General features: G+C 69.7%; 28 protein-coding genes and 1 pseudogene. 15 read left to right on the top strand and 14 right to left on the bottom strand.

The annotated features are described in order from the left end of the window. Positions 1-190 precede the first annotated feature (190 nt). Entirely contained in the window at positions 191-661 is a 471-nt protein-coding gene (locus ABZS97_RS10190) for a DUF5709 domain-containing protein (RefSeq protein ID WP_356135732.1), read from the top strand. 42 nt (positions 662-703) lie between these two features. Further along, the gene (locus ABZS97_RS10185; protein WP_356135730.1) at positions 704-982 is read left to right on the top strand and encodes a type B 50S ribosomal protein L31; all 279 of its coding nucleotides are present in this window, start codon (positions 704-706) and stop codon (positions 980-982) included. 71 nt (positions 983-1,053) lie between these two features. On the opposite strand, the gene ABZS97_RS10180 is transcribed toward ABZS97_RS10185, so the two are convergent. Beyond that, the gene (locus ABZS97_RS10180) at positions 1,054-1,848 is read right to left on the bottom strand and encodes a metal-dependent hydrolase (RefSeq protein ID WP_356135728.1); all 795 of its coding nucleotides are present in this window, start codon (positions 1,846-1,848) and stop codon (positions 1,054-1,056) included. A gap of 145 nt (positions 1,849-1,993) precedes the next feature. Between ABZS97_RS10180 and ABZS97_RS10175 the strand changes: the two genes are divergently transcribed. After that, positions 1,994-4,507 carry a DUF3516 domain-containing protein gene (locus tag ABZS97_RS10175; protein ID WP_356135726.1) on the top strand — a complete coding sequence of 838 codons (2,514 nt, stop codon included), beginning with the start codon at positions 1,994-1,996 and terminating at the stop codon, positions 4,505-4,507. Between the two features lie 19 nt (positions 4,508-4,526). Beyond that, the gene (locus ABZS97_RS10170; protein WP_356135724.1) at positions 4,527-5,393 is read left to right on the top strand and encodes an acyl-CoA thioesterase II; all 867 of its coding nucleotides are present in this window, start codon (positions 4,527-4,529) and stop codon (positions 5,391-5,393) included. 55 nt (positions 5,394-5,448) lie between these two features. Here the strand turns inward: ABZS97_RS10170 and ABZS97_RS10165 are convergent, their stop codons facing one another. Together ABZS97_RS10165 and ABZS97_RS10160 are read right to left on the bottom strand one after the other, a co-directional pair. After that, a complete protein-coding gene (locus ABZS97_RS10165) occupies positions 5,449-6,390 on the bottom strand; it encodes a DUF6397 family protein (RefSeq protein ID WP_356135722.1) in 942 nt (313 codons plus the stop codon). 128 nt (positions 6,391-6,518) lie between these two features. Continuing rightward, positions 6,519-6,932 carry a roadblock/LC7 domain-containing protein gene (locus ABZS97_RS10160; RefSeq protein ID WP_356135720.1) on the bottom strand — a complete coding sequence of 138 codons (414 nt, stop codon included), beginning with the start codon at positions 6,930-6,932 and terminating at the stop codon, positions 6,519-6,521. Between the two features lie 95 nt (positions 6,933-7,027). On the opposite strand from ABZS97_RS10160, the gene ABZS97_RS10155 reads away from it, so the two are divergent. Further along, complete coding sequence (locus ABZS97_RS10155; protein WP_356135718.1) at positions 7,028-7,456, top strand: PPOX class F420-dependent oxidoreductase; 429 nt, start codon at positions 7,028-7,030, stop codon at positions 7,454-7,456. A 19-nt stretch (positions 7,457-7,475) separates the two neighbouring features. Here ABZS97_RS10155 and ABZS97_RS10150 read toward each other — a convergent pair whose 3' ends face one another. The 5 genes from ABZS97_RS10150 to ABZS97_RS10130 form a co-directional block, all read right to left on the bottom strand. Beyond that, complete coding sequence (locus tag ABZS97_RS10150; RefSeq protein ID WP_356135716.1) at positions 7,476-8,081, bottom strand: ATP/GTP-binding protein; 606 nt, start codon at positions 8,079-8,081, stop codon at positions 7,476-7,478. A gap of 185 nt (positions 8,082-8,266) precedes the next feature. Continuing rightward, a complete protein-coding gene (locus ABZS97_RS10145; protein ID WP_356135714.1) occupies positions 8,267-8,680 on the bottom strand; it encodes a DUF742 domain-containing protein in 414 nt (137 codons plus the stop codon). A gap of 19 nt (positions 8,681-8,699) precedes the next feature. Then, entirely contained in the window at positions 8,700-9,137 is a 438-nt protein-coding gene (locus ABZS97_RS10140) for a roadblock/LC7 domain-containing protein (protein WP_356135713.1), read from the bottom strand. Further along, complete coding sequence (locus ABZS97_RS10135) at positions 9,134-11,686, bottom strand: nitrate- and nitrite sensing domain-containing protein (RefSeq protein ID WP_356135712.1); 2,553 nt, start codon at positions 11,684-11,686, stop codon at positions 9,134-9,136. Before ABZS97_RS10135 ends, ABZS97_RS10140 begins: the two co-directional genes overlap by 4 nt. Positions 11,687-11,747: 61 nt before the next feature. Then, complete coding sequence (locus ABZS97_RS10130; protein ID WP_356135710.1) at positions 11,748-12,521, bottom strand: MHYT domain-containing protein; 774 nt, start codon at positions 12,519-12,521, stop codon at positions 11,748-11,750. A 152-nt stretch (positions 12,522-12,673) separates the two neighbouring features. Here ABZS97_RS10130 and ABZS97_RS10125 point away from each other — a divergent pair, with 152 nt between their 5' ends. After that, positions 12,674-13,273, top strand: a complete 600-nt coding sequence (locus tag ABZS97_RS10125; protein WP_356135708.1) for a methyltransferase domain-containing protein — start codon at positions 12,674-12,676, stop codon at positions 13,271-13,273. A 24-nt stretch (positions 13,274-13,297) separates the two neighbouring features. Here ABZS97_RS10125 and ABZS97_RS10120 read toward each other — a convergent pair whose 3' ends face one another. Further along, a complete protein-coding gene (locus tag ABZS97_RS10120) occupies positions 13,298-14,056 on the bottom strand; it encodes an alpha/beta hydrolase (RefSeq protein ID WP_356135706.1) in 759 nt (252 codons plus the stop codon). A 123-nt stretch (positions 14,057-14,179) separates the two neighbouring features. On the opposite strand from ABZS97_RS10120, the gene ABZS97_RS10115 reads away from it, so the two are divergent. Next, a complete protein-coding gene (locus tag ABZS97_RS10115; protein ID WP_356135704.1) occupies positions 14,180-14,710 on the top strand; it encodes a PadR family transcriptional regulator in 531 nt (176 codons plus the stop codon). On the opposite strand, the gene ABZS97_RS10110 is transcribed toward ABZS97_RS10115, so the two are convergent. Then, positions 14,690-15,574, bottom strand: coding sequence for an oxygenase MpaB family protein (locus ABZS97_RS10110; RefSeq protein WP_356135702.1), 885 nt, complete (start codon positions 15,572-15,574; stop codon positions 14,690-14,692). The two genes, ABZS97_RS10115 and ABZS97_RS10110, sit on opposite strands and share 21 nt — an antisense overlap. Before the next feature lie 107 nt (positions 15,575-15,681). Here ABZS97_RS10110 and ABZS97_RS10105 point away from each other — a divergent pair, with 107 nt between their 5' ends. From ABZS97_RS10105 to ABZS97_RS10095, 3 genes are all read left to right on the top strand, one after another. Next, positions 15,682-15,987 (top strand): hypothetical protein, encoded by a 306-nt coding sequence (locus ABZS97_RS10105; RefSeq protein WP_356135700.1) that lies wholly within the window; start codon positions 15,682-15,684, stop codon positions 15,985-15,987. Between the two features lie 135 nt (positions 15,988-16,122). Then, positions 16,123-16,977, top strand: coding sequence for a hypothetical protein (locus tag ABZS97_RS10100; protein WP_356135698.1), 855 nt, complete (start codon positions 16,123-16,125; stop codon positions 16,975-16,977). A 367-nt stretch (positions 16,978-17,344) separates the two neighbouring features. Then, positions 17,345-18,733: a tannase/feruloyl esterase family alpha/beta hydrolase gene (locus ABZS97_RS10095; protein ID WP_356135696.1), complete on the top strand. Its 1,389-nt coding sequence runs from the start codon at positions 17,345-17,347 to the stop codon at positions 18,731-18,733. A 4-nt stretch (positions 18,734-18,737) separates the two neighbouring features. Here the strand turns inward: ABZS97_RS10095 and ABZS97_RS10090 are convergent, their stop codons facing one another. Together ABZS97_RS10090 and ABZS97_RS10085 are read right to left on the bottom strand one after the other, a co-directional pair. Next, positions 18,738-18,920, bottom strand: coding sequence for a hypothetical protein (locus tag ABZS97_RS10090; RefSeq protein WP_356135694.1), 183 nt, complete (start codon positions 18,918-18,920; stop codon positions 18,738-18,740). A 131-nt stretch (positions 18,921-19,051) separates the two neighbouring features. Further along, complete coding sequence (locus tag ABZS97_RS10085; protein WP_356135692.1) at positions 19,052-20,107, bottom strand: acyl-CoA desaturase; 1,056 nt, start codon at positions 20,105-20,107, stop codon at positions 19,052-19,054. A gap of 329 nt (positions 20,108-20,436) precedes the next feature. On the opposite strand from ABZS97_RS10085, the gene ABZS97_RS10080 reads away from it, so the two are divergent. Then, positions 20,437-20,643: a hypothetical protein gene (locus tag ABZS97_RS10080; protein WP_356135690.1), complete on the top strand. Its 207-nt coding sequence runs from the start codon at positions 20,437-20,439 to the stop codon at positions 20,641-20,643. A 320-nt stretch (positions 20,644-20,963) separates the two neighbouring features. Beyond that, the gene (locus ABZS97_RS10075) at positions 20,964-22,991 is read left to right on the top strand and encodes an ATP-dependent DNA helicase (protein WP_356135688.1); all 2,028 of its coding nucleotides are present in this window, start codon (positions 20,964-20,966) and stop codon (positions 22,989-22,991) included. A 161-nt stretch (positions 22,992-23,152) separates the two neighbouring features. Here ABZS97_RS10075 and ABZS97_RS10070 read toward each other — a convergent pair whose 3' ends face one another. Beyond that, entirely contained in the window at positions 23,153-23,446 is a 294-nt protein-coding gene (locus tag ABZS97_RS10070) for a DUF1330 domain-containing protein (RefSeq protein ID WP_356135686.1), read from the bottom strand. Between the two features lie 500 nt (positions 23,447-23,946). On the opposite strand from ABZS97_RS10070, the pseudogene ABZS97_RS10065 reads away from it, so the two are divergent. Beyond that, positions 23,947-24,150: pseudogene (locus ABZS97_RS10065) on the top strand (transcriptional regulator); the annotation flags it as partial. Here ABZS97_RS10065 and ABZS97_RS10060 read toward each other — a convergent pair. Then, entirely contained in the window at positions 24,134-24,418 is a 285-nt protein-coding gene (locus ABZS97_RS10060) for a helix-turn-helix domain-containing protein (RefSeq protein WP_356135683.1), read from the bottom strand. The pseudogene ABZS97_RS10065 and the gene ABZS97_RS10060 sit on opposite strands and share 17 nt — an antisense overlap. 288 nt (positions 24,419-24,706) lie before the next feature. Here ABZS97_RS10060 and nadC point away from each other — a divergent pair, with 288 nt between their 5' ends. Together nadC and ABZS97_RS10050 are read left to right on the top strand one after the other, a co-directional pair. Further along, on the top strand, positions 24,707-25,600 hold the full coding sequence (gene nadC, locus ABZS97_RS10055) for a carboxylating nicotinate-nucleotide diphosphorylase (RefSeq protein ID WP_356135681.1): 894 nt from the start codon (positions 24,707-24,709) through the stop codon (positions 25,598-25,600). Further along, positions 25,588-26,442 (top strand): PhzF family phenazine biosynthesis isomerase, encoded by an 855-nt coding sequence (locus ABZS97_RS10050; protein ID WP_356135679.1) that lies wholly within the window; start codon positions 25,588-25,590, stop codon positions 26,440-26,442. The genes nadC and ABZS97_RS10050 overlap by 13 nt, the downstream gene beginning before the upstream one ends. Positions 26,443-26,572 lie beyond the last annotated feature (130 nt).

Genomic DNA, 26,572 nt, shown 5'->3' with positions numbered 1-26,572 from the left:
GGTCGGCGCGTCCCATGGGTGCTCTGGCGTTGCGCGGTGCCGAAAGGGGGTGGAAGGCTGGGTATGGGCACCGGCTCGGGGAGCACCTGGCAGCCATCCGGTTCGCGAGGTCGCCGCCTGCGCCGAGCGGTACCCGCGTCCGCCGTGGAGCACGGCGGGACTCGGCCCGCCCCACCACCAGGAGGTACCCGTGGACAGCGCCGACGGATGGGGAGACGACGTCTATCAGCCCGACGGCTCCGAAGTGCAGGACGACTCGGGGCTGCTCGACGGCGAGGACACCCTGGTCGCCGATGGTGTCGACGACCCCCTGGACCGAGGCTGGTCGCCACCCGACCGCCCATGGGCGGTGGAGCGCTCCGGCGTGACCGCGGCCGAGGGGCACCGGGGAGAGACCCTGGACGAACGCCTGGCGGAAGAGCTGCCCGACATCGCGGCCTCCGACGGAGACGGCATCGGCGACTGCGAGGGCACCGACGGCGAACCCCTGGACAACGAAGTGGGCGCCTCCCGCTCCGGTCGGCTCGTGGCACCCAACGAGGGAGCCCATGAGGACGAGGAGAGCGGGCTGATCGCCACCGACGTGGGCATCGATGGCGCCGCCGCGTCGGCCGAGGAGGCCGCGATGCACATCGTCGACGAGGACTCCCTGTCCGGCTGACGCCGCCGACCCCGCCCGGCCACTCCCACCCGAGGAGCATTCATGCCCCAGCTTCCCGACTACCGCCCGGTCGTCTTCCGTGACCGCGCCGCCGGCTACGCCTTCCTCACCCGCTCCACCGCGACCAGCGAGCAGACCATCGACTGGGACGACGGCGAGACCTACCCGGTCGTGGACGTGGAGATCTCCTCGGAGAGCCACCCCTTCTACACGGGTAAGGCACGAACGGTGGACTCGGAGGGGCGGATCGCCCAGTTCGAGCGGCGGTACGGGAGCCAGGGCGAAGGAGCCGGCGACAAGGCCTCCGACGACAGCGCCTGACCTCAAGCCACGGCGGGAGACCAAGCCGCCGCACCACGCACCGGCCGTCGATGCGCTGCCGCGCCGGGCCCTCAGATGAAGTTGAGCGCCGCCGCGCAGCCCACTCCGCCGAGCAGCATGAACACCGGCATCAGCACCTTGAGCTCGACCCAGCTGCCTGCCCGGAACCGCATGCCCTTGGGCGGGCCGATCGGATACCAGCGCTTGCGGCCGACCGGGATCGGCCACAGGATCGGGCAGCCGGACACTGTCAGCGCGTCCCCGATGTCGTGCACCAGCGCGCCCAGGACAATCGGCAGCCCGAGCCACAGGTACTCCTGACCGGGCGCCGTGAACAGCCAGTCTGCGCCGTTGCCCGGCTTGTCCAGCACCCCGGCGAGAATCCAGGCGCTCGTCGCGGCCAGCAGCCAGACCAGGACGTCGCTGCTGGAGCCACGGGCGGCTCGCCACAGCAGACCCTCGATAGCGAGCACCATGTGTACGAAGAGAATGGCCAGGACAGCCCAGCGGCCGCCCGTGATCGCGGCCGCCGAGCAGCCCGCACCGAGCAGCACAGCCCACAGCCAGGTGTGCGTCAGTGTGCGGTGCCCTCCGGAGCGGCGCGGGTCGCCCTGCTTGCGCGTCGATTTGTAGACGGCGTACGACAGCTTGTCGACGATCTCGCACAGGCCCCGTGAGAGGGGCCCGAAGGCCCGCGAGATGGTGGCCGCCTTGTGGTCCAGATCGGGGGCGAGCGCCGCACCCGCGCAGATCAGCGCGCCGACCAGGAGTACCGGCCAGGGCATCGTGTGGCCGGCGGCCGCAGCCGCCGCGCCGACGCCGAGCCAGGCCGCGGCCCCCGACAGTGAGTGTGCTGGTCCCATCATCGCCGTACCCCGCCCTATTCCTCTTGTCCCGCTGTCCAGTTGCCCGCGCACGCTGACGCTTCGTCGGCGCCACAGCGTAGCGTTCGTGATCTTCGGGCGAGCATCCGATTCCCCCATCGAGTGCGATGGCAGGCAAGATGGGTGCGTGACCCTTATCGATCAGCTGCCGCAGACCGCAGACCCCGACGCCCTCTACGAAGCCTTCGAGTCGTGGGCCGGGGAACGCGGTCTCACCCTCTATCCACACCAGGAGGAGGCGTTGATCGAGGTGGTTTCGGGCGCAAACGTGATCGTGTCCACGCCCACCGGCTCGGGCAAGAGCATGATCGCCGCGGCTGCGCACTTCGCGGCACTCGCGCGCGACGAGGTCACCTTCTACACGGCTCCGATCAAGGCGCTCGTCTCCGAGAAGTTCTTCGAGCTGTGCAAGATCTTCGGCACCGAGAACGTCGGCATGCTCACCGGCGACGCCTCCGTGAACGCCGACGCGCCCGTCATCTGCTGCACGGCTGAAGTACTGGCCTCCATCGCGCTCCGCGACGGCAAGCAGGCCGACGTCGGCCAGGTCGTGATGGACGAGTTCCACTTCTACGCGGAGGGCGACCGCGGCTGGGCCTGGCAGATCCCGATCCTGGAACTGCCGCAGGCGCAGTTCATCCTGATGTCGGCGACGCTCGGCGACGTCGCGATGTTCGAGAAGGATCTCACCAGGCGCACCGGCCGCCCGACCGCGGTGGTCCGCTCGGCGACCCGTCCTGTGCCCCTGTCCTACGAATACGTGCTGACCCCGCTGACGGAGACGCTCACCGAGCTCCTGGCCACCAGGCAGGCTCCGGTGTATATCGTGCACTTCACCCAGGCGCAGGCCGTGGAGCGGGCGCAGGCGCTGATGAGCATCAACATGTGCACGCGGGAGGAGAAGGACCAGATCGCCGAGCTGATCGGCAACTTCCGCTTCACCACCAAGTTCGGCCGCAATCTGTCCCGTTACGTGCGGCACGGCATCGGGGTGCACCACGCGGGCATGCTGCCCAAGTACCGCCGCCTGGTGGAGAAGTTGGCCCAGGCCGGCCTGCTGAAGGTCATCTGCGGTACGGACACCCTCGGTGTCGGCGTCAACGTACCCATCCGCACCGTGCTGTTCACGGCGCTGACGAAGTACGACGGCACCCGGGTGCGGACACTGCGTGCGCGGGAGTTCCACCAGATCGCGGGCCGGGCCGGGCGCGCCGGCTTCGACACGGCGGGCTTTGTGGTGGCGCAGGCACCCGAGCACGTCATCGAGAACGAGAAGGCGCTCGCCAAAGCGGGCGACGACGCGAAGAAACGTCGCAAGGTGGTGCGCAAGAAGGCTCCCGAGGGTTTCGTCGGCTGGACGGACAACACCTTCGAGAAGCTCATCGCCTCCGACCCGGAACCTCTCACGTCGCGTTTCCGGGTGACGCACACGATGCTGCTCTCCGTGATCGCCCGGCCCGGCAACGCGTTCGACGCGATGCGGCATCTGCTGGAGGACAATCACGAGCCGCGCAAGCAGCAACTGCGGCACATCCGGCGGGCGATCGCGATCTACCGCTCGCTCCTCGACGGCGGCATCGTCGAGAAGCTCGACGAGCCGGACGCGAGCGGACGCATCGTGCGCCTCACCGTCGACCTGCAGCAGGACTTCGCGCTCAATCAGCCGCTGTCCACCTTCGCGCTCGCCTCCTTCGATCTGCTCGACCCCGAATCCCCCTCGTACGCGCTGGACATGGTGTCCGTCGTCGAGTCCACGCTGGACGATCCGCGCCAGATCCTGGCGGCCCAGCAGAACAAGGCGCGCGGCGAGGCAGTGGCGGCGATGAAGGCGGACGGCGTCGAGTACGAGGAGCGCATGGAGCGCCTCCAGGACGTGTCGTACCCCAAGCCGTTGGAAGAGCTGCTCTTCCACGCGTACAACACCTACCGCAAGAGCCACCCGTGGGTGGGCGATCACCCGCTCTCCCCGAAGTCCGTCATCCGTGACATGTACGAACGTGCCATGTCGTTCACGGAGTTCGTCTCCTACTACGAACTCGCGCGCACCGAGGGCATCGTGCTGCGCTACCTCGCCGGTGCCTACAAGACCCTCGACCACACCGTCCCGGACCACCTCAAGTCCGAGGACCTGGAGGACCTCATCGCCTGGCTGGGCGAGATGGTGCGCCAGGTCGACTCCAGCCTCCTGGACGAGTGGGAGCAGCTCGCCAACCCCGAAGTGATGACGGCCGAGGAGGCCCAGGAGAAGGCCGACCAGGTCAAGCCGGTCACCTCCAACGCCCGCGCCTTCCGCGTCCTGGTCCGCAACGCCATGTTCCGCCGCGTCGAGCTGGCCGCTCTCGACCACGTCAACGAGCTGGGCGAGATGGACGCCGAGTCCGGGTGGGACGCGGACGCCTGGGGTGAGGCGATGGACAAGTACTGGGACGAGTACGAGGACCTCGGCACGGGTCCCGACGCGCGCGGCCCCAAGCTGCTGCTGATCACCGAGGAGCCGCAGCACAGCCTTTGGCGCGTCCGGCAGACCTTCGCAGACCCGAATGGTGATCACGACTGGGGCATCAGCGCGGAGGTCGACCTCTCCGCCTCCGACACGGAGGGCCGTGCGGTCATCCGGGTCACCGACGTCGGTCAGCTGTGAGCACAGGAGAATCCCATCCATGACGAACCCAGTCGAGAGACTCGTCGATCTACTCGACCTGGAGCAGATCGAGGTCAACATCTTCCGTGGCCGCAGCTCGCAGGAGTCCTTGCAGCGCGTCTTCGGTGGCCAGGTGGCGGGCCAGGCCCTGGTCGCCGCCGGGCGCACCACGGAGGGCGACCGTCCTGTGCACTCGCTGCACGCGTACTTCCTGCGCCCGGGACGGCCGGGCGTGCCCATCGTGTACCAGGTCGAACGGGTGCGGGACGGGCGGTCGTTCACCACCCGGCGTGTCACCGCCGTGCAGCAGGGTCGCACGATCTTCAATCTGACCGCCTCCTTTCACAAGCCTGAGGAAGGGAGCTTCGAGCATCAGCTGCCGCCCGCTCGCGAGGTCCCGGATCCGGAGTCGCTGCCGACGGTGACGCAGGAGATCAAGAAGCATCTGGGCGCGCTCCCCGAGACGTTGGAGCGCATGGCGCGGCGTCAGCCCTTCGACATCCGCTATGTGGACCGGCTGCGCTGGACTCCGGAGGAGGTCAAGGACGCCGAGCCGCGCAGTGCGGTGTGGATGCGCGCCGTCGGCCCGCTGGGCGACGATCCGCTCGTGCACACCTGCGCCCTCACCTACGCCAGCGACATGACCCTCCTGGACGCGGTGCGGATCCCCGTCGAGCCGCTGTGGGGCCCGCGCGGCTTCGACATGGCCTCGCTCGATCACGCCATGTGGTTCCACCGGCCGTTTCGCGCGGATGAGTGGTTCCTGTACGACCAGGAGTCACCGATCGCGACGGGCGGACGCGGGCTTGCCCGTGGGCGGATCTACGACCTGCAAGGACGCCTCCTCGTCTCGGTCGTCCAGGAGGGCCTCTTCAGAGCTCTGTAGCTCAGTGTCCGGCCGTCCGTGGAAGGGCTGTTCGCGCGCTCGGGGCCTTGACCGGTCAGTGGTTTCTGCGGCGCAGCCACCCGAGCAGACCTCGCGAGCGTTGTGATCGCTCGCCGGGGGACGGTGCTTCCTCGGGCCGAGGCGGTCGGTGCGCGGCGGCCCGCGGTGAGGGCTTGGGCGTGGGTCGGGGAGCGGGCCGGATCTCCCGGGCCTCCTCGACGGCGTGCCCCAGATCCGCCCTGAGCCAGCCGATCTCGTCGGGGTCGTCCGCCGTCATGATCCGCGAGGCGAGGTGTGCGGCGGCGGAGTCCGGCGCCCCGTGGGAGGCGAGCGGGGGCCGGAATCGGTTCAGATGGGCGCGCTCGTACGGGTCCTTGACGATCTCCGCCACCTGGACCGGATCGAGCAGCGATGCCAGAACGGCGGCACGAGCCCAGGGATCCTCCGTCTGCCGCAGCAGGAATCCCCTGTGCCGCCCTCGCCAGTTGCGCGGACGCAGGTCCAGGCCCGCTGCCAGCTGGTCGCGGAGATCCTCGGGTGTGCGTCCGCTCAGGAGCCCGGCATGCTGCTCGTCGGCCGCGAACTGCTGCAGTTCCTCGGCCAGATACAGCCAGACCACCGCCCGGTAGCGGTTCAGATAGAACTTCACCGGCACGATCAGACCCAGGCGCGCCAGGCGTGTGAACCTGGTGGCCGTCACGTCCATGAGGGTCGCGCCCTCCGTCGTACCGACGACCTTGACGCGCTCGCGCAGAGCCGTCGGAAAGCCGGCCTCCGAGCGCACCCGGTCGATCTCCGGGCGAGTGACGCGGCGTCCTCCTCCCCCGTCGTCGGGAACGGTCCGGATGCGTCCGAGCTGGACGGCGAGGTCGAACTCGCCCCGCCGCAGCTCGAGTTCACGCGCGGCGCTGCTGAGGGCGAGGCTCGGTCGCTGCGCCCCGGATGCGACCGGGACGGCGGTGGACGTGCTTGATTGCGTGATGGTGTTGCCGGACATGGTGGTTCTCCCCCGTGGAGCGAGTTGCTCGCGCCTGCTTGCGCTTGCTTCGGGAAAAACCGTAGCCGGAATCGCCAACCTCGCGCCGAGCCTGTGGATAACTTCGAAGGGGGCGGCGTTTGTGCAGGTCAGATGTCTATGGTGGAGGTCCGGTCGGGTTGCCGGGCGTCCACGGCCAAGTGCTCGCCGACGCGGTTGACCAACAGGGTCATCTCGTAGGCGACCTGGCCGATGTCGGCCTCCGCGGCGCTGAGGACGCACAGACAGCTTCCCGCGCCGGCCGCGGTGACGAAGAGGACCGCGTCATCGAACTCGATCATGGTCTGGCGTACCTGGCCCGCGCCGAAGTGACGGCCCGAGCCCTTGGCCAGACTGTGCAGACCGGACGAGACGGCCGCGAGATGCTCTGCGTCCTCGCGTCGAAGTCCCGTGCTGGCGCCCGTCACCAGCCCGTCGTTGGACAGCACCAGCGCGTGTCGTACGTGCTCGACCCGTTCGGTCAGGTCGTCCAGCAGCCAGCCAAGTCCTGAGTTCTGTGCCATAGTCCGCTCTCCCCGTTCACTCGTCCTCCCTGGCCGGAGGATTCGACCAGCCAGCCTTCCCCACAGCTGCCGTCCGAGCAAGGAGGATGAGCGGCATGGCACATAAGATGACCGATGAGCAATGGCGGGCGTTCGTCTCGCACGGCACCCGCACCGGAAAGCTGTCGACCGTCCGGGCGGACGGGAGTCCCCATGTGACGCCGATCTGGTTCCTGTTGGACGGCGACGACGTGGTCTTCAACACCGCGCAGGAGAGCGTGAAGGGGCGAAATCTCGCCCGTGACGGCCGCGTCGCCCTGTGCGTGGACGACGACCGGCCGCCGTTCGACTTCGTTGTGCTGCAGGGGCGGGCCGAACTCTCGGAGGATCTCGCCGATTTGCGGCACTGGGCCGCGCGGATCGGCGCGCGGTACATGGGCGAGGACCGTGCCGAGGAGTTCGGGAAGCGCAACGGCGTACCCGGCGAACTCCTCGTACGCATACGGATAGAGAAGGTCCTGGCCCAGGCGGCCGTAGCCGACTGACATTTGGCTCGGTCGGCCCTCAACCCACGGAGTCGAGCAGCCGGGCGGTGTGCACCCGCCCGGCGTACTCGACGAGCCGGATCAGCACCTCCTTCCCGGAGTCGCGGTCACGGGCGTCACAGAGCACCACGGGCGTGCCCCGATCCAGGTCGAGCGCGCGGGAGACGTCCTGGGCGCCGTAAGTGCGGGCACCCGAGAAGCAGTTGACGGCCACGACGAACGGGATGTGCCGGTGCTCGAAGTAGTCCACCGCGGGGAAGCAGTCCTCCAGGCGCCGGGTGTCCGCGAGGACGACGGCTCCGAGGGCACCCTGCGACAACTCGTCCCACAGGAACCAGAACCGGTCCTGGCCGGGTGTGCCGAACAGGTAGAGCGAGAGTCCGGACCTGATGGTGATGCGTCCGAAGTCCATGGCGACGGTCGTCGTGACCTTCTGGTCCACGCCGTCGGTGTCGTCGACCGACTGGCCCGCCTCGCTCAGCAGTTCCTCGGTACGCAGTGGCCTGATCTCACTGACCGCGCCCACCAGGGTGGTCTTGCCCACGCCGAATCCGCCGGCGACCAGTATCTTCAACGCCAGGGCGGTCATCTCGCCGTCCGAGGCGTCGGAGTTCTCGGAGACCATCGATCACTTCTCTCGGGAGTGCCGGCAACGCTCGACGTCGGTACATCTGTGCGGAGTCTGCATCATGACAACTGCGACTCCTCTGCGGGGGATTGGACCGCTATTTGGCCGTTGTGACCGACTCTCGCCTGTTCGGTGCCCGAATGTATGCGCAAGTCGGCACAGGCCGCGACAACGTGGTTCATCTACAGCGCCCTCAATCCCGCGATGACCTCGCGGAGGATCCGTTCGTCGGGCAGTTGCGCGGGCGGCACCGGGCGGCTGACAGTCACACAGCCCAGTTCCAGAAGGTCGCCCAGGAGCACTCGTACGACCCCCACCGGCAGGTCCGCTCCCGCGGCGAGTTCGGCCACGGACTGCGTCTCGATGCGGCAGAGTTCGATGAGGGCCCGGTGTTCCGGACCCAACGAGGTGTCGTCGTCGACGCCTGGCGCGCCCGTGTCGAGCGTGACAAGGGCTATCAGGTCGAACCGCACCCCGGTGGGACCGGGTTTGGTGCGGCCGCCCGTCATGGCGTAGGGGCGGACGAGAGGTCCGGCCTCGTTGTCGTACCACTGGCTGCCCGGCTGCTCCAGGGCGCCGGGCCTGTCCTCGGTCATCTGCACCGACCGTCCTCGGTCATCCGGCGGCGGGCGGCTGCGCTGCGACGCGCGGCGGCGTGTAGAGGTGTTCTCCGACGCGCTTGACCAGCCGTGCCATCTCGTACGCCACCAGTCCGATGTCGGCCGTGACGGCGGTGAGCAGGGCGAGGCAGGAGCCGTCGCCCGCGGCCGCCACGAAGAGGAAGCCGTCGTCCATCTCCACCATCGTCTGGCGCACGCCCCCGGCGCCGAAGTGGCGGCCGGCGCCCTTGGCGAGACTGTGGAAGCCGGAGGCGACCGCGGCAAGGTGCTCCGCGTCCTCGCGCCGCAGGTCGCTGGACGCGCCCACCGCGAGTCCGTCGTTGGACAACACCACGGCGTGCCGGACTTCGGCGACGCGCAGTACCAAGTCGTCCAGCAGCCAGTCGAGTTCGCCGGACCGCTGGGCGGCCCTCATACTCGGGTCCTGGATCATGCGAGGTCTCCTTCGCTGCTGTCGCTGCCCGGTTCGGAGTCAGGGGTGGCGCCGCGGCCGGGGATCCTGCCGCCGCCGCGCGTCCAGCCGTCGCGGTAGGCCGCCATGCGGTCCCGTACGACTTCCGGGGTGCGCTCGTCGTCGTTACGGGAAGCCGAGGTGTCCGTGTGCTTCTCGGGGAGCTGTTCGCGCAGCTGAGGTGCGAGATGCGCCTGCCGTACGCGCCGCGGGAGGTCGTCGGATTCCTCGGATTCCTCAGGTTCCTCGGGTTCCTCCGTCTGCCTGTGCAGACGCAGGGTGGTGACTCCGGGTGGCGGAGTGTCGGATGAACCGTTGGCCGAGGCCTTGACGGCGGACTGCAGGGGTACCGCCAGTGCGGGCCGTTCGGTCAGCGCCTGGAGCGATTCCTGCTCCTGGGCGGCCGCCACGCGCGCGTACTCGCGTTCCGCGGGCCGTTCGGTGTCGGCCCGCTTGGGGGAACGTTCCACCGCGCCGCCGTGCAGGAGTGCCGTGGGCAGCAGGACGACTGCCGTCGTCCCGCCGTAGGGCGACGTCCTCAGGTGCACCTTGATGCCGTGGCGTGCGGCGAGCCTGCTGACCACGAAGAGACCGAGCCGGTCGCTGTCGAACAGGTCGAGCGCCTCGGACTGTTCGATGCGGCGGTTGGCCTCGGCGAGTGTTTCCGTCCCCATGCCGAGTCCGCGGTCCTCGACTTCGACGGCATACCCGTTGCCGACCGGTTCTCCGACGATGCGTACTCGGGTGTGCGGCGGCGAGAACTGTGCCGCGTTCTCGACGATCTCGGCGAGAAGGTGCGTGAGGTCGGCGACGGCGGCGCCGGCCACGGATGCCTCGGAGAGCTGTCGTACCTCCACGCGCGCGTAGTCCTCGACTTCGGACACGGCGGCACGGACCACGTTCGTCAGGGAGACCGGCATGCGCCAGGCCCGGCCGGGGGCGGCTCCGGAGAGGATGATCAGGCTCTCCGCGTGGCGCCGCATCCTCGTGGTGAGGTGGTCGAGCCGGAACAGGTCGCTCAGCTCGTTCGGGTCGTCGGACCTGCGCTCCATGCTGTCGAGCAGGCTCAGTTGGCGGTGTACGAGGACCTGACTGCGCCGGGCGAGATTGACGAAGACGCCGGAGATTCCGCTGGCGAGTTCCGCGCGTTCGACGGCGGCGCGCAGCGCGGCGCGGTGCACGGTGCCCAAGGCCTCCGCGACCTGTCCGGTCTCGTCCTCCGCGGGCGGCCCGGGCGGAGCCTCCGCACGGACGTCGATCTCCTCTCCCGCACGCAGCTTGCGCATGGCTTCCGGGAGTTTGCGCCGGGCGATCTCCAGAGCGCCGTTGCGCAGGCTCACCAACTCCACGACGAGACCGCGTCCGATGCGTACGGAGATCACCAACGACGCGGCGACGGCGGCCAGGCCGAAGAGAACGGCGGCACCGGCGGGTGTGAGCAGTCCGCGCGAGAACGGGTCGGCCCGGTCCGCGACGCCACGGCCCGCGTCCGCAGCGATCGTTCGCATGTCGTCCTGCACGCGCGCGTGGGCGGTGTTCCAGTCGGCTTCCGGCGCGGCGTCGATCGCCTTGCCGCCGGGCCGCGACACGAGCACCTTGTCCTCGGCGGCGCGCACATGGGCGTACGCGCTCCCCTCCACGAGGTCGTGCCAGGCGGTGCGTTCGGGACCGCGCAGATCCGTTACTGCGGCATCGGTCAGAGTGCGGCGCGTGTCGACGGCGCCGGTGAACAGCCGCAGCCGTTCCCCGTCCAGGCTTCCGGCGAGCCGGGCGCCGGACAGCACCGCGTCCTCCTGGGCGAGCGTCTCCCCCGCCCGGGAGAATTCGAGCAGCACGCGTGCGTCGGAGCCGAGATCGGCGTCCTGGATGCCGGTGAGCGCGCCCCCCACGGAGAACGCCGTCGCGATCGTCCTGGTGTACTGCCCGTACGCCTCGTCCCATCCGACACGACGCTCCAGCACGGCGGCGCGCAGGGTCGGCAGCTTTTCGGCGCCGGTGACGAAGGCGTCGAGGCGCCCGGCGACACCGGTCGGCAGGTCGGCGCCGTCGGCGACGGTGCTGCCGTCATCGAGGCGCAGCTTGGCCACCGAGCGATCGGTGTGTCCTGCCAGCTTCCTGAGGTCGCTCTGCTGCTCGGCGGCGGGGTCGGTGGCGTAGCGGACGGCGGCCTCGCGTTCCTTCTGGAGCGCGGCGACGGCGTCGTCGACCGGGGCCCGTACGGTCTCGTCCACACGCTGCAACTGGCGCAGCCGTGCGACGTCCTGAGCGGTGGTCACGGTGGCGTAGGCCCAAAGAGCGAGCAGGGAGACGACCGGCACCATCAGCAGACAGACGATCTTGGCGCGCACGGTGCGGGGGCGCACCCGCCACCGTTCCGCGCGGGCGAGCGTTTCGGGCGCCGGTCCGGCAGGGAAGTCGTCGGGGTCGGTGCGCTCGTCGGCGGGAGGGCCGGCATGGGCGCGGCGGCCCCGCGCCGGTGGCTGGGGCGGCGCCTCGGCGCTGCCTGTGGGGGTCCTACGGGGTGTACGCATGGCCTCCTCGCTCAGGGTGGTTCGGGCGTCCTTGCGAGCCGTCGCGGCTCCGGCCCCGTGGCTAGCGGGCGACGCTCTGGACCGGCCGCTGGGCCGATGCGGATGCCTCGCGTTCTCCGGCCGTCGGGGACAGCGCGACGAACGCCGATGTCAGGAAGAGATAGGAGCCGAGGCCCACGGCGAGGGGGAAGATGAACTGCATCGCCGTGGCCCCGGGCAGGGCCCCGCCGGAGGGGCTGACGCTCACGCTCACCGCCATCATCCCGGTGTAGTGCATGCTGCTCACCGCCCCTCCCATGACGAGGGAGGCGACGGCGACCGCCACGGGCGACTTGATGTTGAGCGCCGCCCACAGGGCCGCGGTGGCAGCAACCACGGCGATCACGACGGAGAGTCCGACGAGCATCGGGTCGTAGTGCACGGCGCCGTGCAGCCGCAGCGCGGCCATTCCCAGGTAGTGCATGCTCGCGACACCGAGCCCGGTGGTCAGTCCGCCGAGGAACAGCGCGCGACCCCGGTCTCGGCCGTAGCCGACAGCGAAGACGCCGGCGCCCACGACGACCATGGCGACGATGAGGCTGAGGATGGTCAGCGGCACGTTGTAGCGCATTTCCGTGCCGGTGACACTGAAGCCCAGCATCGCCACGAAGTGCATCGTCCAGATGCCCGTGCCGATCGCGGAGGCGGCGGTGAGAAGCCAGTTGCGGCGCGAGCGCCCCGTGGTGCCGAGCGCACGGACGGTGCAGCGCAGCCCCAGGGCGGCGCCTATGCAGGCCATGACGTACGACAGCGCGGGGGTCAGCCAGCCGAAGGCTGCGTGGTCCAGGTGTCCCATGGCTCAGGGACGCTAGCGGGGGCAGGGGCGCGCAGAGGGGGCGCATTTCGAAAGGTATTGCAATATGACGCAGACATGCACCTGAACGATCGCGTCCCGCTCGAACATGCGCGCAGCGTCGTCCTTCGTGTCGGTGAGGGATCATGCGGAACATGAGCGACGACCACACACACGTCCAGGAGTTCTTCGCCGCGCGGGCGGCCGACTGGGACACCCGTTTCCCCGACGACGGACCGGCCTATGCGGCCGCGGTCGCCGAACTCGGCCTGCGGAAGGGCGACCGCGTCCTCGACGCGGGCTGCGGCACCGGACGCGCCCTGCCGCCGCTGCGTGCCGCCGTAGGCCCTTCCGGGGTCGTCATCGGGGCCGATCTGACCCCGGCCATGCTGGAGGCCGCCGTACGGGCGGGACGGGATCGCGACGGGCGACTGCTGCTCGCCGATGTCGCCGGGCTGCCGTTGCGCACCGGGTCGCTCGACGCCGTGTTCGGCGCCGGCCTCGTCTCGCATCTGCCCGATCCCGTGGAGAACCTGCGGGAGTTGGCCCGGGTCGTGCGACCCGGCGGCACTCTGGCGCTGTTCCATCCGATCGGCCGGGCGGCGCTCGCCGCACGCCAGGGCCGCCGCATCACCCCGGACGACCTGCGCGCGCAGGACCGGCTCGGGCCTCTCCTGGCCGGCTCCGGCTGGGACATGACGTCGTACGTCGACGAGGACGCCCGCTTCCTCGCGCTCGCCGTGCGCCGGAGCTGACGACTCACCGCGGGGGCTGGGGCTTCAGCCCCTGCCGGCCACCTCTGCCACGAAGGCGTCGGGGTTGTCGAACATGATGTTGTGGCCCGCGGCAGGCACCGTCACCACTCGTACACCGGCCTCCTCCAGGCCCTCCTTGCCGGGGAGTTCGCCGGTCAACGCGCCCTGGAGGTAGACGCGGTCCGCCGCGGACTTCTGGAGCATGTGGCGCATCGTGGGTGTGGTGCCTCGCCTGAGCCCGGCCGCCGTGCGGTACAGGGCGCGCGGGTCGGCGAGCCGCATGGTGGCCGCCCAGGAGGGGCCGACCTTTTCCAGCACGCGCGCGTGGCCGCCGTTTTCGACGTAGTCGTCCTCCTCGTACGAGGCGATGCCGCTGCTGCCCGCGGTGGTCGGAGGGTACGGGTCGAGGTTCGCCTCGACGAGGACCAGGCGCGAGACGAGGTCGGGGCGCCGGTGGGCGAGCACGATCGCGACGGCGCCGCCCATGCTGTGCGCGACGAGTTCCGCCCGGGTGGCGCGGGCTGCGTCCAGCGCGGCCGCCAGGGCGTCGGCGTGATCCTCCAGCGTGTAGCCGAAGTCCGCGGGTCGGTCGCTGATGCCGTGCCCCGGCAGGTCGACGAACAGGGTGCGCCGACCCGCCAGTTCGGGCCGGGCCGCGATGTGCGCGTTGTAGACCGTCGAGGCCGCGCCCAGTCCGTGCACGTACACCCGCGCGGGTTCCGCGCCCTCCGTCTCCGTCCAGCGGATCAGACTGCCCCTGCCGTCGAACTCGGCCTGCTTCATCGCGCTCTCCCCTGTGACTCCGCGTCGCTTGTCGTCTCCGAAGACAATACATCGGCGCCGATGTATTACGGAACAGGAATATGACTGGAGGGATGTACAACGCGAGTGCGGCAGAATGGAGGCATGCTGGAGCTGACCATCCTCGGTTTCCTGTTCGACGCCCCACTGCACGGCTATGAGCTGCGCAAACGCATCACGGCGCTGACGGGGCACGTGAAGCCCGTCGCCGAGAGCACGCTGTATCCCGCGATCAAGCGGCTGGAGAAGGCGGATCTGCTGGCGCGGGCGACGCAGCCAGGCGCCGTGGCCGCTCCGCGGCACGTCCTGACACTCACCGAGGAGGGCCGGCAGGAGCTGCGCCGCCGGCTGGCGCAGCCGGTGCAGCGGGACATCACCGACGAGAACCGCTGGTTCACGGTGCTCGCGTTCCTGCGGTACCTGGACGATCCGGCGGCCCAGGCCGCGGTGTTGCGGCGCAGGCTCGCCTTCCTGGAGGAGCCCGCGAGCTTCTTCTACGACGGCGACGAACCGCTGAGCGCGGAGGAGCTGGACGATCCGTTCCGGCGCGGCGTCCTCACCATCGCTCGGGCCACGAGCCGGGCCGAACTGGCCTGGCTGCGCGACACGATCGACTCACTCGACGCGGGCCGTTGAGGGGCAGCCCCGTACTCCGGGCACCGGACGGGTGCCCAGCTCGGCGATGCCATAGCCGTCCGGGTAGCCCTTGATCTCCCGGTTCTGCCGGGCGAAGTGCGGGGCCCGCCGCGGTGGCAGCAGGCGCACCAGGCGGCCGCGGGCGCGTACCGACCGCCGGACCAGCGCGCGCGTGGCGGCACCCGGCGGCTCGTACCGGAAAGCGCTGAGGAGCGGCTCGTCGAGCAGGGCGAGGGTCGAGGCGCGCAGCAAGGGTGCGAGCGGGCGCGGATACCAGGAGGCCATCAGGTCCAGCGTGGCGTCGGAGACGCGGCGCGCGGCTTCGTCCCATCCGAAATGGGCCTCTTCGTAGGCGTCGAGACAGGCCTCGAACTCCTCGTAGGCCTCCGGGATGTCCTTGATGCCCATGTGCCGCCCCAGGGTGCGGTAGTGCACGGTGGAGGCGACGGTCTCGTGCCGTGACAACCTGCGCCACCCGTAGGCGTCGATCCACCGCTTTGGCATCACCACGAAGGTGCAGAGCACGTAACGCATGTCTTCATTGCTGATGTCGTAGCTGCGGTGCATCTGATTGATGCGGCAAATCGCGGTGCGGCCCTGGCCGGCGTCGAAGCCGTGCTCGACGACGGTGTCCAGGAGCAGGGCCGTGTCGTCGTAGCGCTTCTGTGTCCGCTCGGTGAGTTCCGTCGTCTCGGCGAGCAGGCGGCCGATGCTGGGGACGGCGTAGGTGCGGTAGAGCGCCAGTTCCAGAGCCCGGGTGAAGTCCCAGGGGAATTCGTACGCGGCGCTGAGCCGGTAGATCTCCGAAGCGTCCTTTTCCGGATCCAGTCGCCGGATCTGTGCGAGCCGCTCGTAGCGCTTCACCGGGCCGTCCCCCTTCTGCGGTGGAAGCTTCAACTCTACGTTGAGTAGCAGCAGATGAACGATCAGCGATGACCGTCGCACAGGGGGAAGGTGGCCCGATGTCCGGCATGTTCGACAGACTCCGCAAGATGTGGCGCACGGAAACGGCCGAGGGTCAGGATGCGCAGCGGCCTGTGAAGCGACGGCCGGAGAAGCGTACGCACAACGTGTTCGAGGCGGCCGCGGCCTATGTGTCCGCGTGCGCGGAGGACGACCAGGATCAGATCGACGAGGCCGCGGCGTGGGTGTCGCCGGAGGCACTGTCGTTCGGAGTGAACGAACTGGCCTGCCGGGCGGTGATCGCCCTGGCCCGGGAGCGCGATGAGTCGCCTCACGCGGTGGCCCGTACGCTGCTCGGACTGCCCGCCGCGTGACCGGCGCGGGCTCGGGCGGCCGATTCGCCCCTGTCCAGCCGGATAACTGCAGCTCCGCGTGTACGGGCGGCTGGTGACAACCGGCTTCCGGTCGCATTAGGGTGCGCCGACGGATGAAGCGAAGGGGAGGCAGGGATGGCCGGGACGGACGATGACGCCGTCGCCACCGTGGACGACGATGCGCTGTATGTGCTGACAGCTGTGCTGCTGACGCCTGCGAAGTTCCCCAGCGTACTGGGGGACGACTACCCCGAGGCGTGTGCGGCGCTGGGTCTGGCACCCCTGGCCGACGGGTACGGTCTCGTGATCGGCCAGGACAGCGACGGTGCGCGGTGGACGGTCGTGATCGACGACGTCTCCCTGGTCGCGGTCGCCATCGCGTCGTGGGACTGCGGCATGGAGTACGACCTGTCGCCCGACGAGCGCACGGTCGTCGCCGCGTTGCCCGGCTGGCCGTTGGCGGTCGCCGTCGCGGCGCCGGGAGTGCCCGCCCCGCACGATCCGGCGCCCGAGCTCACCGAGCGGCCGCCGCTGTGTCCGCCCGACACCGCCTCGTGGGGGCCCGCTCAACGGCGCCTCGGCGCCGACGAGATCGCACTCCAGTGGGCGGTCTGGCGGGAACAGATCGACGACGGCGACTTCGCCGTATCGGGGCAGGATGAGGCCTCCGCCGAGGAGAGCGACCGGAGCGAAGCGGAGGATGGCGAGGGCCGGGGCGGATCCCCCAGCGGCGTCCGTCGGGTGCTCGCCGAGGCGCGTTCGTACGTGGACACGCCACCGCCCCTGGGCCGCGTCCGCTCGTCCTTCGCCACCGGCGACGCCCGGACGCTGCGCGCCGACGGTCCCGGCTGGTCCATGGTGGCCAGGACGGACGACATCGCGTTCGTGCTCCTCGACGAGGAACCGGGCGAGGTCCTGCCCGTGGGCCGTGGGGCGGAGCTGCCCGGCCTCCTGGAGGCTCTCGACAAGATGGCGGTACGGCCCAGCTGACGGACCGCACCACGTGCGATTCCCATGGTGCGCCCCGGCCAGTGGTGCGCCCCGGCCAGTGGTGCGCCCCGGCCAGTGGTGCGGGCCGGGAGGGCCTGCGGAGGGATTTCGTGGTCCGCATGCTCTGTGTCGCGACAGGCAGTGCCGTGCGTCCGAGGCGCCTCGTCTTCGACCGTCGGCGATCGTCGTGGCGGCGCTCGGCCTGACTGGACATCATGTCCGTCATCGCAGTCCCGGCTGTCTTGAACCCCCATGCGCTGCCGCCGTCCCATGTGGTCCCAAGACATGGCCGACCGCTGGGCGCCATCCGACCATGAGACCGCTCTCACTCCCCTGGTCGCTTCACGCCCTGTCATGGAGGCCGGTCATGCGTGTGTCCCGAGGTATGCCCCTCATCGCTCTCGCCCTGGTTGCGTTGGCCGTTCCAGGACCGGCTCCGGCCTGGGCCACGCCGGCCGGGGGCGGGCACTGCGCGGGGCAGCAGCGGGTGCACGTGCCCGGCGCCGCGTTCCAGCAGAGCGCTTGTCTGGGGGACTTGACCACGTCCGCGCTCGCCGGGACGCCGTACACGGACATGGCCGACCAGGCGGGGTTGACGGCGCAGGGCACGCGTCATCCGTCAGGGGTGCCCGGAACGCAGATCGACGGGTACTTCCCGGACAGCTCGCACTTCAACGCGACGCACGGCTGGCGGCACGACGCGCAGTTCGTGATCCGGCTCCCGGACCGCTGGAACGGTGGCCTGGTCGTCACGGGCGCCCCGGGCACGCGCAAGCAGTACGCCACCGACGCGGCGATCTCGGACCAGGCGCTGGCTCAGGGATACGCCTACGCAGCCACCGACAAGGGTAACAGCGGGCCCGACTTCTACCGCGACGGAATCCGGCCCGGGGACGCGGTCGCCGAGTGGAACAGCCGGACCACCCAACTCACCCGCGCCGCCGGGCGGGCGGTCGCACAGCGCTACGGACACGCACCACGGCGGACGTACATGACGGGCATCTCCAACGGGGGTTATCTGACACGGTGGCAGTTGGAGAACCATCCGGAGCTGTACGACGGCGGTCTGGACTGGGAGGGCGCGCTGTGGACCCGGGAAGGCCCTAACCTGCTCACCTCGCTGCCCACGACGGTGGCCCGAACACTCGGCCGGGCGGGGGACGAGGACATGTACGCGGTGGGCTTCGCGCGGGGCTCGGAGTTCCTGTGGCCGTACCACGAGAGGGCCTACTGGGGCGTCACACAGAAGATCTACCGGGCCGAATTCGACCCGTCCTACGATCCCGGCTGCCCCGGTGTGTCCGCCGGGTCCACGACCGAGCAGATCCTGGCTCCGTGCGCCTCCGACGCGGCGTACGACTACGCATCACGCCCCGCGTCCGTCCACCGGGCCGTGGCCCGCGTGGCCCTCACCGGACGGATCGGCAGGCCGCTGATCACCCTGCACGGCGACCAGGACGCGCTGCTGCCCAAGGCGGCTGACTCCGATGTGTACGCGCGGATGATCGACGCGAGCGGCCGGGGGCGGCTGCACCGCTCCTACACGGTCGTGGGCGGCACGCACGTCGACGGGCTGTACGACACATATCCGGAGCGGCTGCGGCCGATCCTGCCCTGCTACCGGTCGGCGTTCGACGTGCTCACCGCCTGGGTGGAGCGCGGCAGCCGACCGCCCGCGGACCATGCCGTCGGCAGGCCCGCGAGCGGTGACGTGGTCGACTCGTGCACGGTGGGCACGGGCACAACGGGTCAGTAGTGCGTCAACGGCCGAGCTCTTTGCGCGTGACACGGCGCAGCCTGCGCCGCTGCGAGGGGTCCAGTGTCAGGTACGCGGCCGCCGGGACTCCCAGCACGATCAGAAGGGAGGCCCACCAGGGCAGCCAGAACAACAGGATGAGCCCGACCGCCACACCTCCTGCGGCGATCTTCGCGTTCATCGACATATGCGTCGCCTCCTTCGCGGCTGCTGCCGCTCTCTGTCCGAAGAACGGGTCCGCGCCTTCCACGGTTCCGGATCGCGACCCTGATACGTCCCTGAGGCGCGCCCCCTAGTCATCCCTGAGAGTGTGCCCCGCTACCGGGTCCTGAGCGGCTCACCCACCTCGTGCATGTGGCCCAGGGCCTGCCGGTAGGAGTCGACGAGCCCGGTCTCCGCATAAGGGATACCCAATTCCGCGCAGTGGGCCCGCACCAGGGGCTGCGCCAGCCGCAGATGCGGACGGGGCATGCTCGGGAACAGGTGGTGCTCGATCTGGTAGTTGAGGCCGCCGAGGAACCAGTCGGTCAGGACGGCGCCACGGATGTTGCGCGAGGTGAGCACCTGGCGGCGCAGGTGACCCCAGCGTTCGCCGCTCGGGTCGGGCATCTCCATGCCCTTGTGGTTGGGCGCGAAGGCCAGGCCCAGGTGCAGACCGAAGAGCGCCTGGTGGACGGCTGCGAAGGCGAGGGCCTTGCCCAGGGACATGGAGGTGAGCAGCAGGGTGACGTAGGCGACGACATGGGTCACCAGGAGCAGAGCCTCCACCGCCCGCTCCCGCGGCGTCTGCCGTCGCAGGTCCTGGAAGCCGTGGACCTTCAGGGCGATGCCTTCGAGGAGGGTGAGCGGGAAGAAGAGCCAGGCCTGGTGGCGGGTGAGCCAGCGCCGGAAGCCGACCCGATCACTGGCCTGCCCGCTGGTGAAGACCAGGACGTCGGCGAGGACGTCGGGATCTTTGTCGATGTGGTTGGGGTTCGCGTGGTGACGTGTGTGCTTCTCGTTCCACCAGGCGAAGCTCATTCCGAGCAGGAGATTGCCGTGGACCAGGCCGATCAGACGGCCGGCGGACCTGTTTCCGGTGATCTGGGAGTGACCCGCGTCGTGGCCTATGAAGGCCGTCCGGGCCGAGAACACCGCGAGCAGAGGGGCCAGGAGCAAAGCCCACCAGGAGTTGCCGATGAGGACGATGCCCGTCACGAGACCGGCGAGGGCCAGCGTGTTCACCGCGATCGTGAGCGCGTACCAGCCATGGCGGCGGCCGAGAAGACCCCGGTCCTTGACGGTACGCAGCAGGGGCGTGAACTCGCTTCCCTGGGGCTGCGCTACGGGGGCCCCTTGAGGGAGTTCCGCGACGGCTGCGGCGGTCTGGGGCATGGAGGGTCTCCGGTCTCTTGAGGAACGGGCCGGCCGACGCCTGACGGACTGGCCGACCAGATGCAACGTACGGACCGTTGACCTTCGGCGACCATGGCGCTACCACCCGTGTACCTGCGGGGGCTTGCCCCGCACCATCGGGGGGCTGAGCCCACCCCCTTCCGACGTGTGCCGGCTCACAGCCGGCCCGCCGCCGTCCACGGGGTGCGGTGCTGTACCCTCGGCGATTCCCGGGCCAACTAGTCAAGTTTGAGGAATGCGCCATCCCTGAACAGAGGATTCCCGCAGCCACTCCCTCCGAGATCTCCGAACCGGCGTACTGCTGCTCCATGTTCGTCCCCGCCGATCCGCCTCGCACCAGCAGCGACGCCTTCTGGCGGCCCTACGGGGAGGCGCCTCCCACCGTGGCGTCCGGTTCCCCGGACGAACTCGGCGTCGGGGTGCCTGCGGAAGAGTCAAGTCAGCATGTCGAGTCGTTGAGGTCCGGCATCCGGGCCGCACACGGCGGCGCGAACATCACCCAACTCGCCGCGTGACACAACCGGCTCACGGCGGCCGCCGGTATCCGAATTTGGAATGCAGGCCAGCCCCGTCCCGGCCTGTGACGCGACCACGAAGCTTTCCCGTGGATTCACCGCTTCTCCAGTGCACGGGAAAGTATCAACCGGAATTCAAGGGCAACGATGGAATGCGTGACACCAAGTGCGGTCAGCCGCAAGGACATAGACACAACAGGTAAGTCAAGACTTACCTTTCGGGAACTTTGGCCGTAAGGTGCGGCTCGAATCGAAGGAGTCCCTTGTTGTCAGACATAAATGATTCCACCGTGCGTGCGGTTGAATCGGAGCAAGGTTACGTGTCCTCATTGTATGAGCTGCTCACCGAGCGACTTTCCGAGGCGCAAGCGAACCGGGCGAGTGTGCTGAAGGCCCCGGCGGACGGCGCCGGCGAGGCGTACGAAAGAGAGATCGCCGCCGACCGTCTGACCAAGGAGATCGGCCGGCTGGAAGGCGCCGAGAGGGGGCTGGTCTTCGGGCGCATCGACTGGACGGACGGCACGGCCCTGCGCATCGGGCGGATCGGACTGCACACGGAGGAGAACGAACTGCCGCTGCTCGTGGACTGGCGCGCGAACGCGGCGCGGCCCTTCTACGAGGCGACACCGGTCCACCCGATGGATCTGCGACGGCGCCGGCACCTGCGCCTCGAGGAGCGCACGGTCGTCTCGGTGAGCGACGAACTGCTCGACGGGACCGCCCCGACCGACGAAGACGTCGTGGGGGACGGCCCGTTGACCGAGGCTCTGTCGGCACGGCGTACGGGCAGGATGCACGCGGCCGTCGCGACGCTGCAGGCCGAGCAGGACGAGATCGTCCGCTCCGCCCACCGCGGGGTGACCGTGGTGCAGGGCGGGCCGGGCACCGGCAAGACGGTGGTGGCCCTGCACCGGGCGGCCTACGTCCTGTACGCGTTTCCGCGCGCCGCGGAGGAAGGCGTCCTCGTGGTGGGCCCCAACGCCCGTTTCCTCGACTACATCGCCCAGGTCCTTCCCTCGCTCGGGGAGAACGACGTCGATCTGGCGACCTGTCAGGAACTGGCCGGAGTGTCCCCGGACTCGGTGGACGCGTTCGACGCAGCGCGCCTCAAGGGCGGCCTGGACCTCGCCGACGCCTTGGCCGGCCTGCTGCGAGAACACCAGGCCCCCGCCGGTGACTTCGCTGTCCGGGTCGGGCAGGAACTGGTCCACCTGTCCGAGAAGGAGGTCGCCACTGCACGCGCCGCCGCCCTGGCGGCCGCGTCCGGCCACAACCCCGCGCGCCAGGCGTTCAAGGAACTCCTGGTCGACGCCGTCACCGACGCGATGCAACGGGACATGGGCGACCTCCTGGAGCAGATCGACGCCGATGCCGAGCAGATGACGGGCCTGAACCTCGACCGGTTCACGGGCGTCGCCCAGCTCCGTGCCGAGGGCGCCGCCGACCCGGGTCCGGCCCACGAGCTGGACCTGGACGCCATCGGGGCCGATCTCCTCGACGACGCCGGTGTCGACCGGGCGGTCGAGGCGCTGTGGCCGAGGCTGGTACCCGGCGACCTCGTGAAGGCGCTGCTGACGGATGCCGACGCCCTGGCCGAGCGCCTGCCGACCCTGACCCCGCAGGAGCGGTCCCTTCTCCTGCGCGCCCCGGACGCCCCCTGGACCGATGCGGACGTGCCGTTGCTGGACGAGGCGGCGAGCCTGGTCGACGGCCCGCCCGAGCGGACGTACGGGCACGTCGTCGTCGACGAGGCGCAGGAACTGACCGCTATGCAGTGGCGGATGATCGTCCGCCGCTGCCCGGCGAGGGCGATGACGCTGGTGGGTGACTTCGCCCAGTCGGGCTCGGCCACGACGGCACGCGACTGGAAGGAAGCCCTGAGCCCGCATGTCGGGACGCGGTTCAGACTGCACGACCTGACGGTCAGTTACCGCACCACGCAGGAGATCCTGGAGAGCGTCCGGGACCTACTCGCGCGGATCGCTCCGGACCAGCGGCCCACACGGTCACTGCGCAGCGGTGAGAGCCCGCGCACCGTGACCACACATGGGGACGGGTTGGTCACCGCCGTCGTGGAGGAACTGCGCGCCCAGAGCACCGCGCAGCCGGACGAACTCCTCGGAGTGATCTGCGCGGACACCCGGGTGAGCCAGTTGACGGCTCACGGCATCGGCGACCACGCACGCATCGTGCCCGCGTCCGAAGCACGTGGCCTCGAGTTCGACGGGGTCGTCGTCCTGAACCCCGAGGAGATCATCACGGCCCACCCCGGCGGGGAGAGGGACCTGTACGTGGCGCTGACCCGGGCCACCAAGCGCCTGTGCACCATCACCACCCAGCCCGCATGATGGCGCGGCGCCCGCGTGGTCGCCGCGGGCGCACAGGTGCCCCAACGCGCCGTCAATGTACGCACTGGTGCAGCCCTGGCCTCCCTGCTCAGCCTGATGTCCTGAGTTCTGCCGGCGAGGCCGGCGGGGCCGCCAGGCCGGCCTGAACGTCAGTGCGCCGGTCAGTCGACGCCTTCGATGATGCGGAAGTCGCGCTCGACGCCGTCGGAAAGGACGGACAGGGCCTCCTGGTATGCCGCGCTCTCGCGTGCCGCGACCGCCTGTTCAAAGGTGTCGAACTCGACCAGGACGGTGCGCTCGGCGATTCCGGCGTCGTGGGCGACGACCCGACCGCCGCGGGCGAGCGTCCGCCCGCCCCCGGCCCGGACGGCCAGACCGGCCAGCTTGTTGTAGGCGGCCAGCTTCTCGGGGTCGGAAATGGTGCGGTAGACGCTGACCCAGTAGCCCTTGGCCATGGAAACCTCCTGTGTGTTCGGACAAGCGTGCCAGCCTTCGAGTCGACACTCAGATTGATGCTCGGGTCGACCCCGGCGACGGATCACCGGGCATTTCCGAGGGCGGTTCGCGGGACTGGCTGATTGTGGTGTGCTGTTGAGATAAGGCGATGTCTCAGTTGGCGATGGAGCCCTGCCTACAACTCGCGCCAATCGCTCAGTTCACCAGGCACCCCTGTCTGGATGAAGTCGTGAACATGTCCCGCCCAAGCCGTCCTCGCTCTACATCTGGCCGGCTCGGCGTGAAGTCGCAAAGGGCTCACGTGAGCGGCTCGTGTGTCACGCCGGGAGGCATCCATCGGCGCAGTGGCTGGTCGATGGGCGCGGGGCATGGACACCTCCTGCTTCGGTTTTCGAATCACTATGATGCTTCGAAACCCGAAGCGCAAGGAGTGGGCAAGGAAGCCAGAACGCCTCGGCCGGGCTCACCGGTACGCGGGTCCGATTCAGGGCGCCGGGTCATGGCTGGACTCGATCTGCTCGGGCGGCGCTGGACGCTGCGCATCCTGCGGGAACCGAGCCAAACCCCGGCAGGCTTCCGGAAGTTGCAGCGCCGTTGTGAACACATGTCATCGAGCGTGCCCAGCACCCGACCGGGCGAGCTGACCGGCGCCCGCGTACTCACTCTGCACGGCGACGCCCATCACCTCACTCGGCTTGCGGGTCGAGCATCGCCGCCCAGCGCTCCGACCACTGGACGAGGGGGCCGAGTGCGAGGCAGGCATCCCGCCCCAGTGGAGTGAGCTCGTACCGGCTGTCGGGTAGTTGGTGAACCACGTGGGCATCCAGCAGTTCGGTCAGGCGCTGTCGCATCACGCTGGAGGACATGTCGTCGCACTGCTTCTGCAGGGGGCGGAACCCAAGGGGGCCCTCGCGCAGCTCCCAAAGGATGCGCAGGCTCCACCGCCGTCCGAACAGGTCGAGTGCGGCCATGAGGGGGCGACCGGTGACCGAACCACGAACTGGCTTGCCGGGTTTTGGGGTTGGCATGACGTGGAGTCCAGCCTCCAAGGTTGATGCTTCGGATTCCGAAACGCTACCATCGGCGATCGCTTCGGAAAACGAAACGAAGGGGGACCGTCGTGGCAACCACCCACCCGCGTCGCCCCGCACCGTGCGCTGCGGAATCCCACGATCACCGCCAGGGAGCACTACCTGCGCCGCAGCCGCGTCAGTGGTGATGACCGCCAGGCTCAACGCCCACTCGGAGATGGAGACCAGATGGCCACGACACAGTTTCCCTCGACTGCGGGACGAACCGCCGTCGCCGCCGCTTTGGCCGAGGACGCCTCGGGGAACGACATCACCACCGCGTGGAGTGTCCCCGAAGACCTGGCGGCCACGGCCGAAGTCCGCACCCGGCAGAGCGGCATTGCCGCCGGCCTCCCCGCGGTCGCCGAGGTCTTCGCGCAGGTCGATCCCGAGGTCGAGATCGAGGCGAGCGTCGCCGACGGCGCCCGGCTGACCGACGGCGACGTCCTGTTACGCCTGTCCGGTCCGGCGCGCAGCCTGATCACCGGCGAGCGCACGGCGCTGAACTTCCTGCAGCGCCTGTGCGGCATCGCGACACTGACCGACCGCTACGTCCAGGCCGTGGCCGAGACCGAGACCCGCATTCTGGACACCCGCAAGACGGCACCGGGCCTGCGTGCCCTCGACAAGTACGCGGTGGCCGTCGGTGGTGGCCGCAACCACCGGCTCGACCTTGCGGCGATGGTCCTGCTCAAGGAGAACCACATCGCCGCGGCGGGCGGGGTGACCGCAGCGATGGAGGCGATCCGCCGCGGGATGGCGCGCACCGGGCAGACGGTGGAGGTCGATGTCGAAGTGCAGTCCGTGGCAGAAGCTGCTGAGGCGCTCGATGCCGGGGCCCGCTGGATCATGCTCGACAACATGCCGTTGGCCGACATCGAGCAGGTGGTGAAGATCCGGGCCGAACGAGCCGACTCTCCCCGGATCCTGCTGGAGGCCTCGGGTACCGTCCGCCTGGACAGTGTCCGCGCCATCGCCGAAACGGGCGTCGACCTCATCTCGGTCGGAGCGTTGACACACAGCGCTCCCGCACTCGACCTGACGATGCTGCTGACCACCGGCCCGGTGCCATGCCCGAGGTAGCGATCGTCGACGCGTGCCAACGACAGCGCAGGGGTGGCAGCGCGACCGCCGTTCTGGACGACGCGCCGTTGACCGACGAGGAACGATGCCGTATTCCCACGGAGTTGGGAACGTCGCACGCCGTCTTCCTCCGCGCGACCGGAACCGAGCGCGCCCATCCGTCGTACACCCTCCGGTTCTTCACCCCCGCAGGCGAACTGCCCGCCTGCGGCCACGGCACCGTCGCCGCCCTCGCGCTGCTCGCCGAACGTGAAGGCGGCGACGACTACCGCGCCGTCCTGCGGACGACCCACCGCAGCTTCGACGGCCGGGTCACCCGAAACGGTGACAGCCTGACAGCATCGTTCGATCCAGGCCCGGTCAGCCTGAGCGACGCCCAAGGGCCCGAACTGGAAGCGATCGCACACGGCCTCGGACTGCCCGAGGACGCAGTCGCCGGGGACGCCTGCGTGGCGTCGAACGGGCGGCCGAGGCTTCTGCTGCCCGTCCGGTCCCGCGCCGTGCTGGCCGAACTCACCCCGGACTTCACCCTGCTGCGCGCAGCCTGCGACCGCCACGGGCTGCTGGGCTGCTACGCCTACTCGCTCCCGGACCGGCACGGCCGGGCGGCAGCCCGGATGTTCGCACCATCGATCGGAGTCCCCGAGGACATCGCCAACGCCAACAGCACCGCCTGCCTGGCCGCGCACGCGGCCGGATCCGGTACGGACCGCCTCATCGTCGATATGGGCGACCACCTCGGCTGCCCGTCGACCATCACAGCAACCGTTCACCACGACGGCCTGGAGCACCGAATCAGGGTCGGCGGCCAAGCGACGATCGCGCGAACGGTCGTGCGCTGAGACCTGCGGTACTCAGGGCCGGTCTCGGTGTCCTGAGGCCGCAGCTGGTGTCGCCGGGCAGCCTCTCACGCAGCGAGGACAACGAGGCAGGAGCGCCAGCAAGCTGCTGGCAAGCCGTATCGACGCTCCT

Origin of the sequence: Streptomyces sp. NPDC005485 (assembly GCF_040606085.1) — a bacterium.
In the GTDB taxonomy this organism is placed as follows: Bacteria; Actinomycetota; Actinomycetes; order Streptomycetales; family Streptomycetaceae; genus Streptomyces.
Note: the sequence above shows the minus strand (reverse complement) of the source record. Positions and strands in the feature narration are given on the sequence as shown.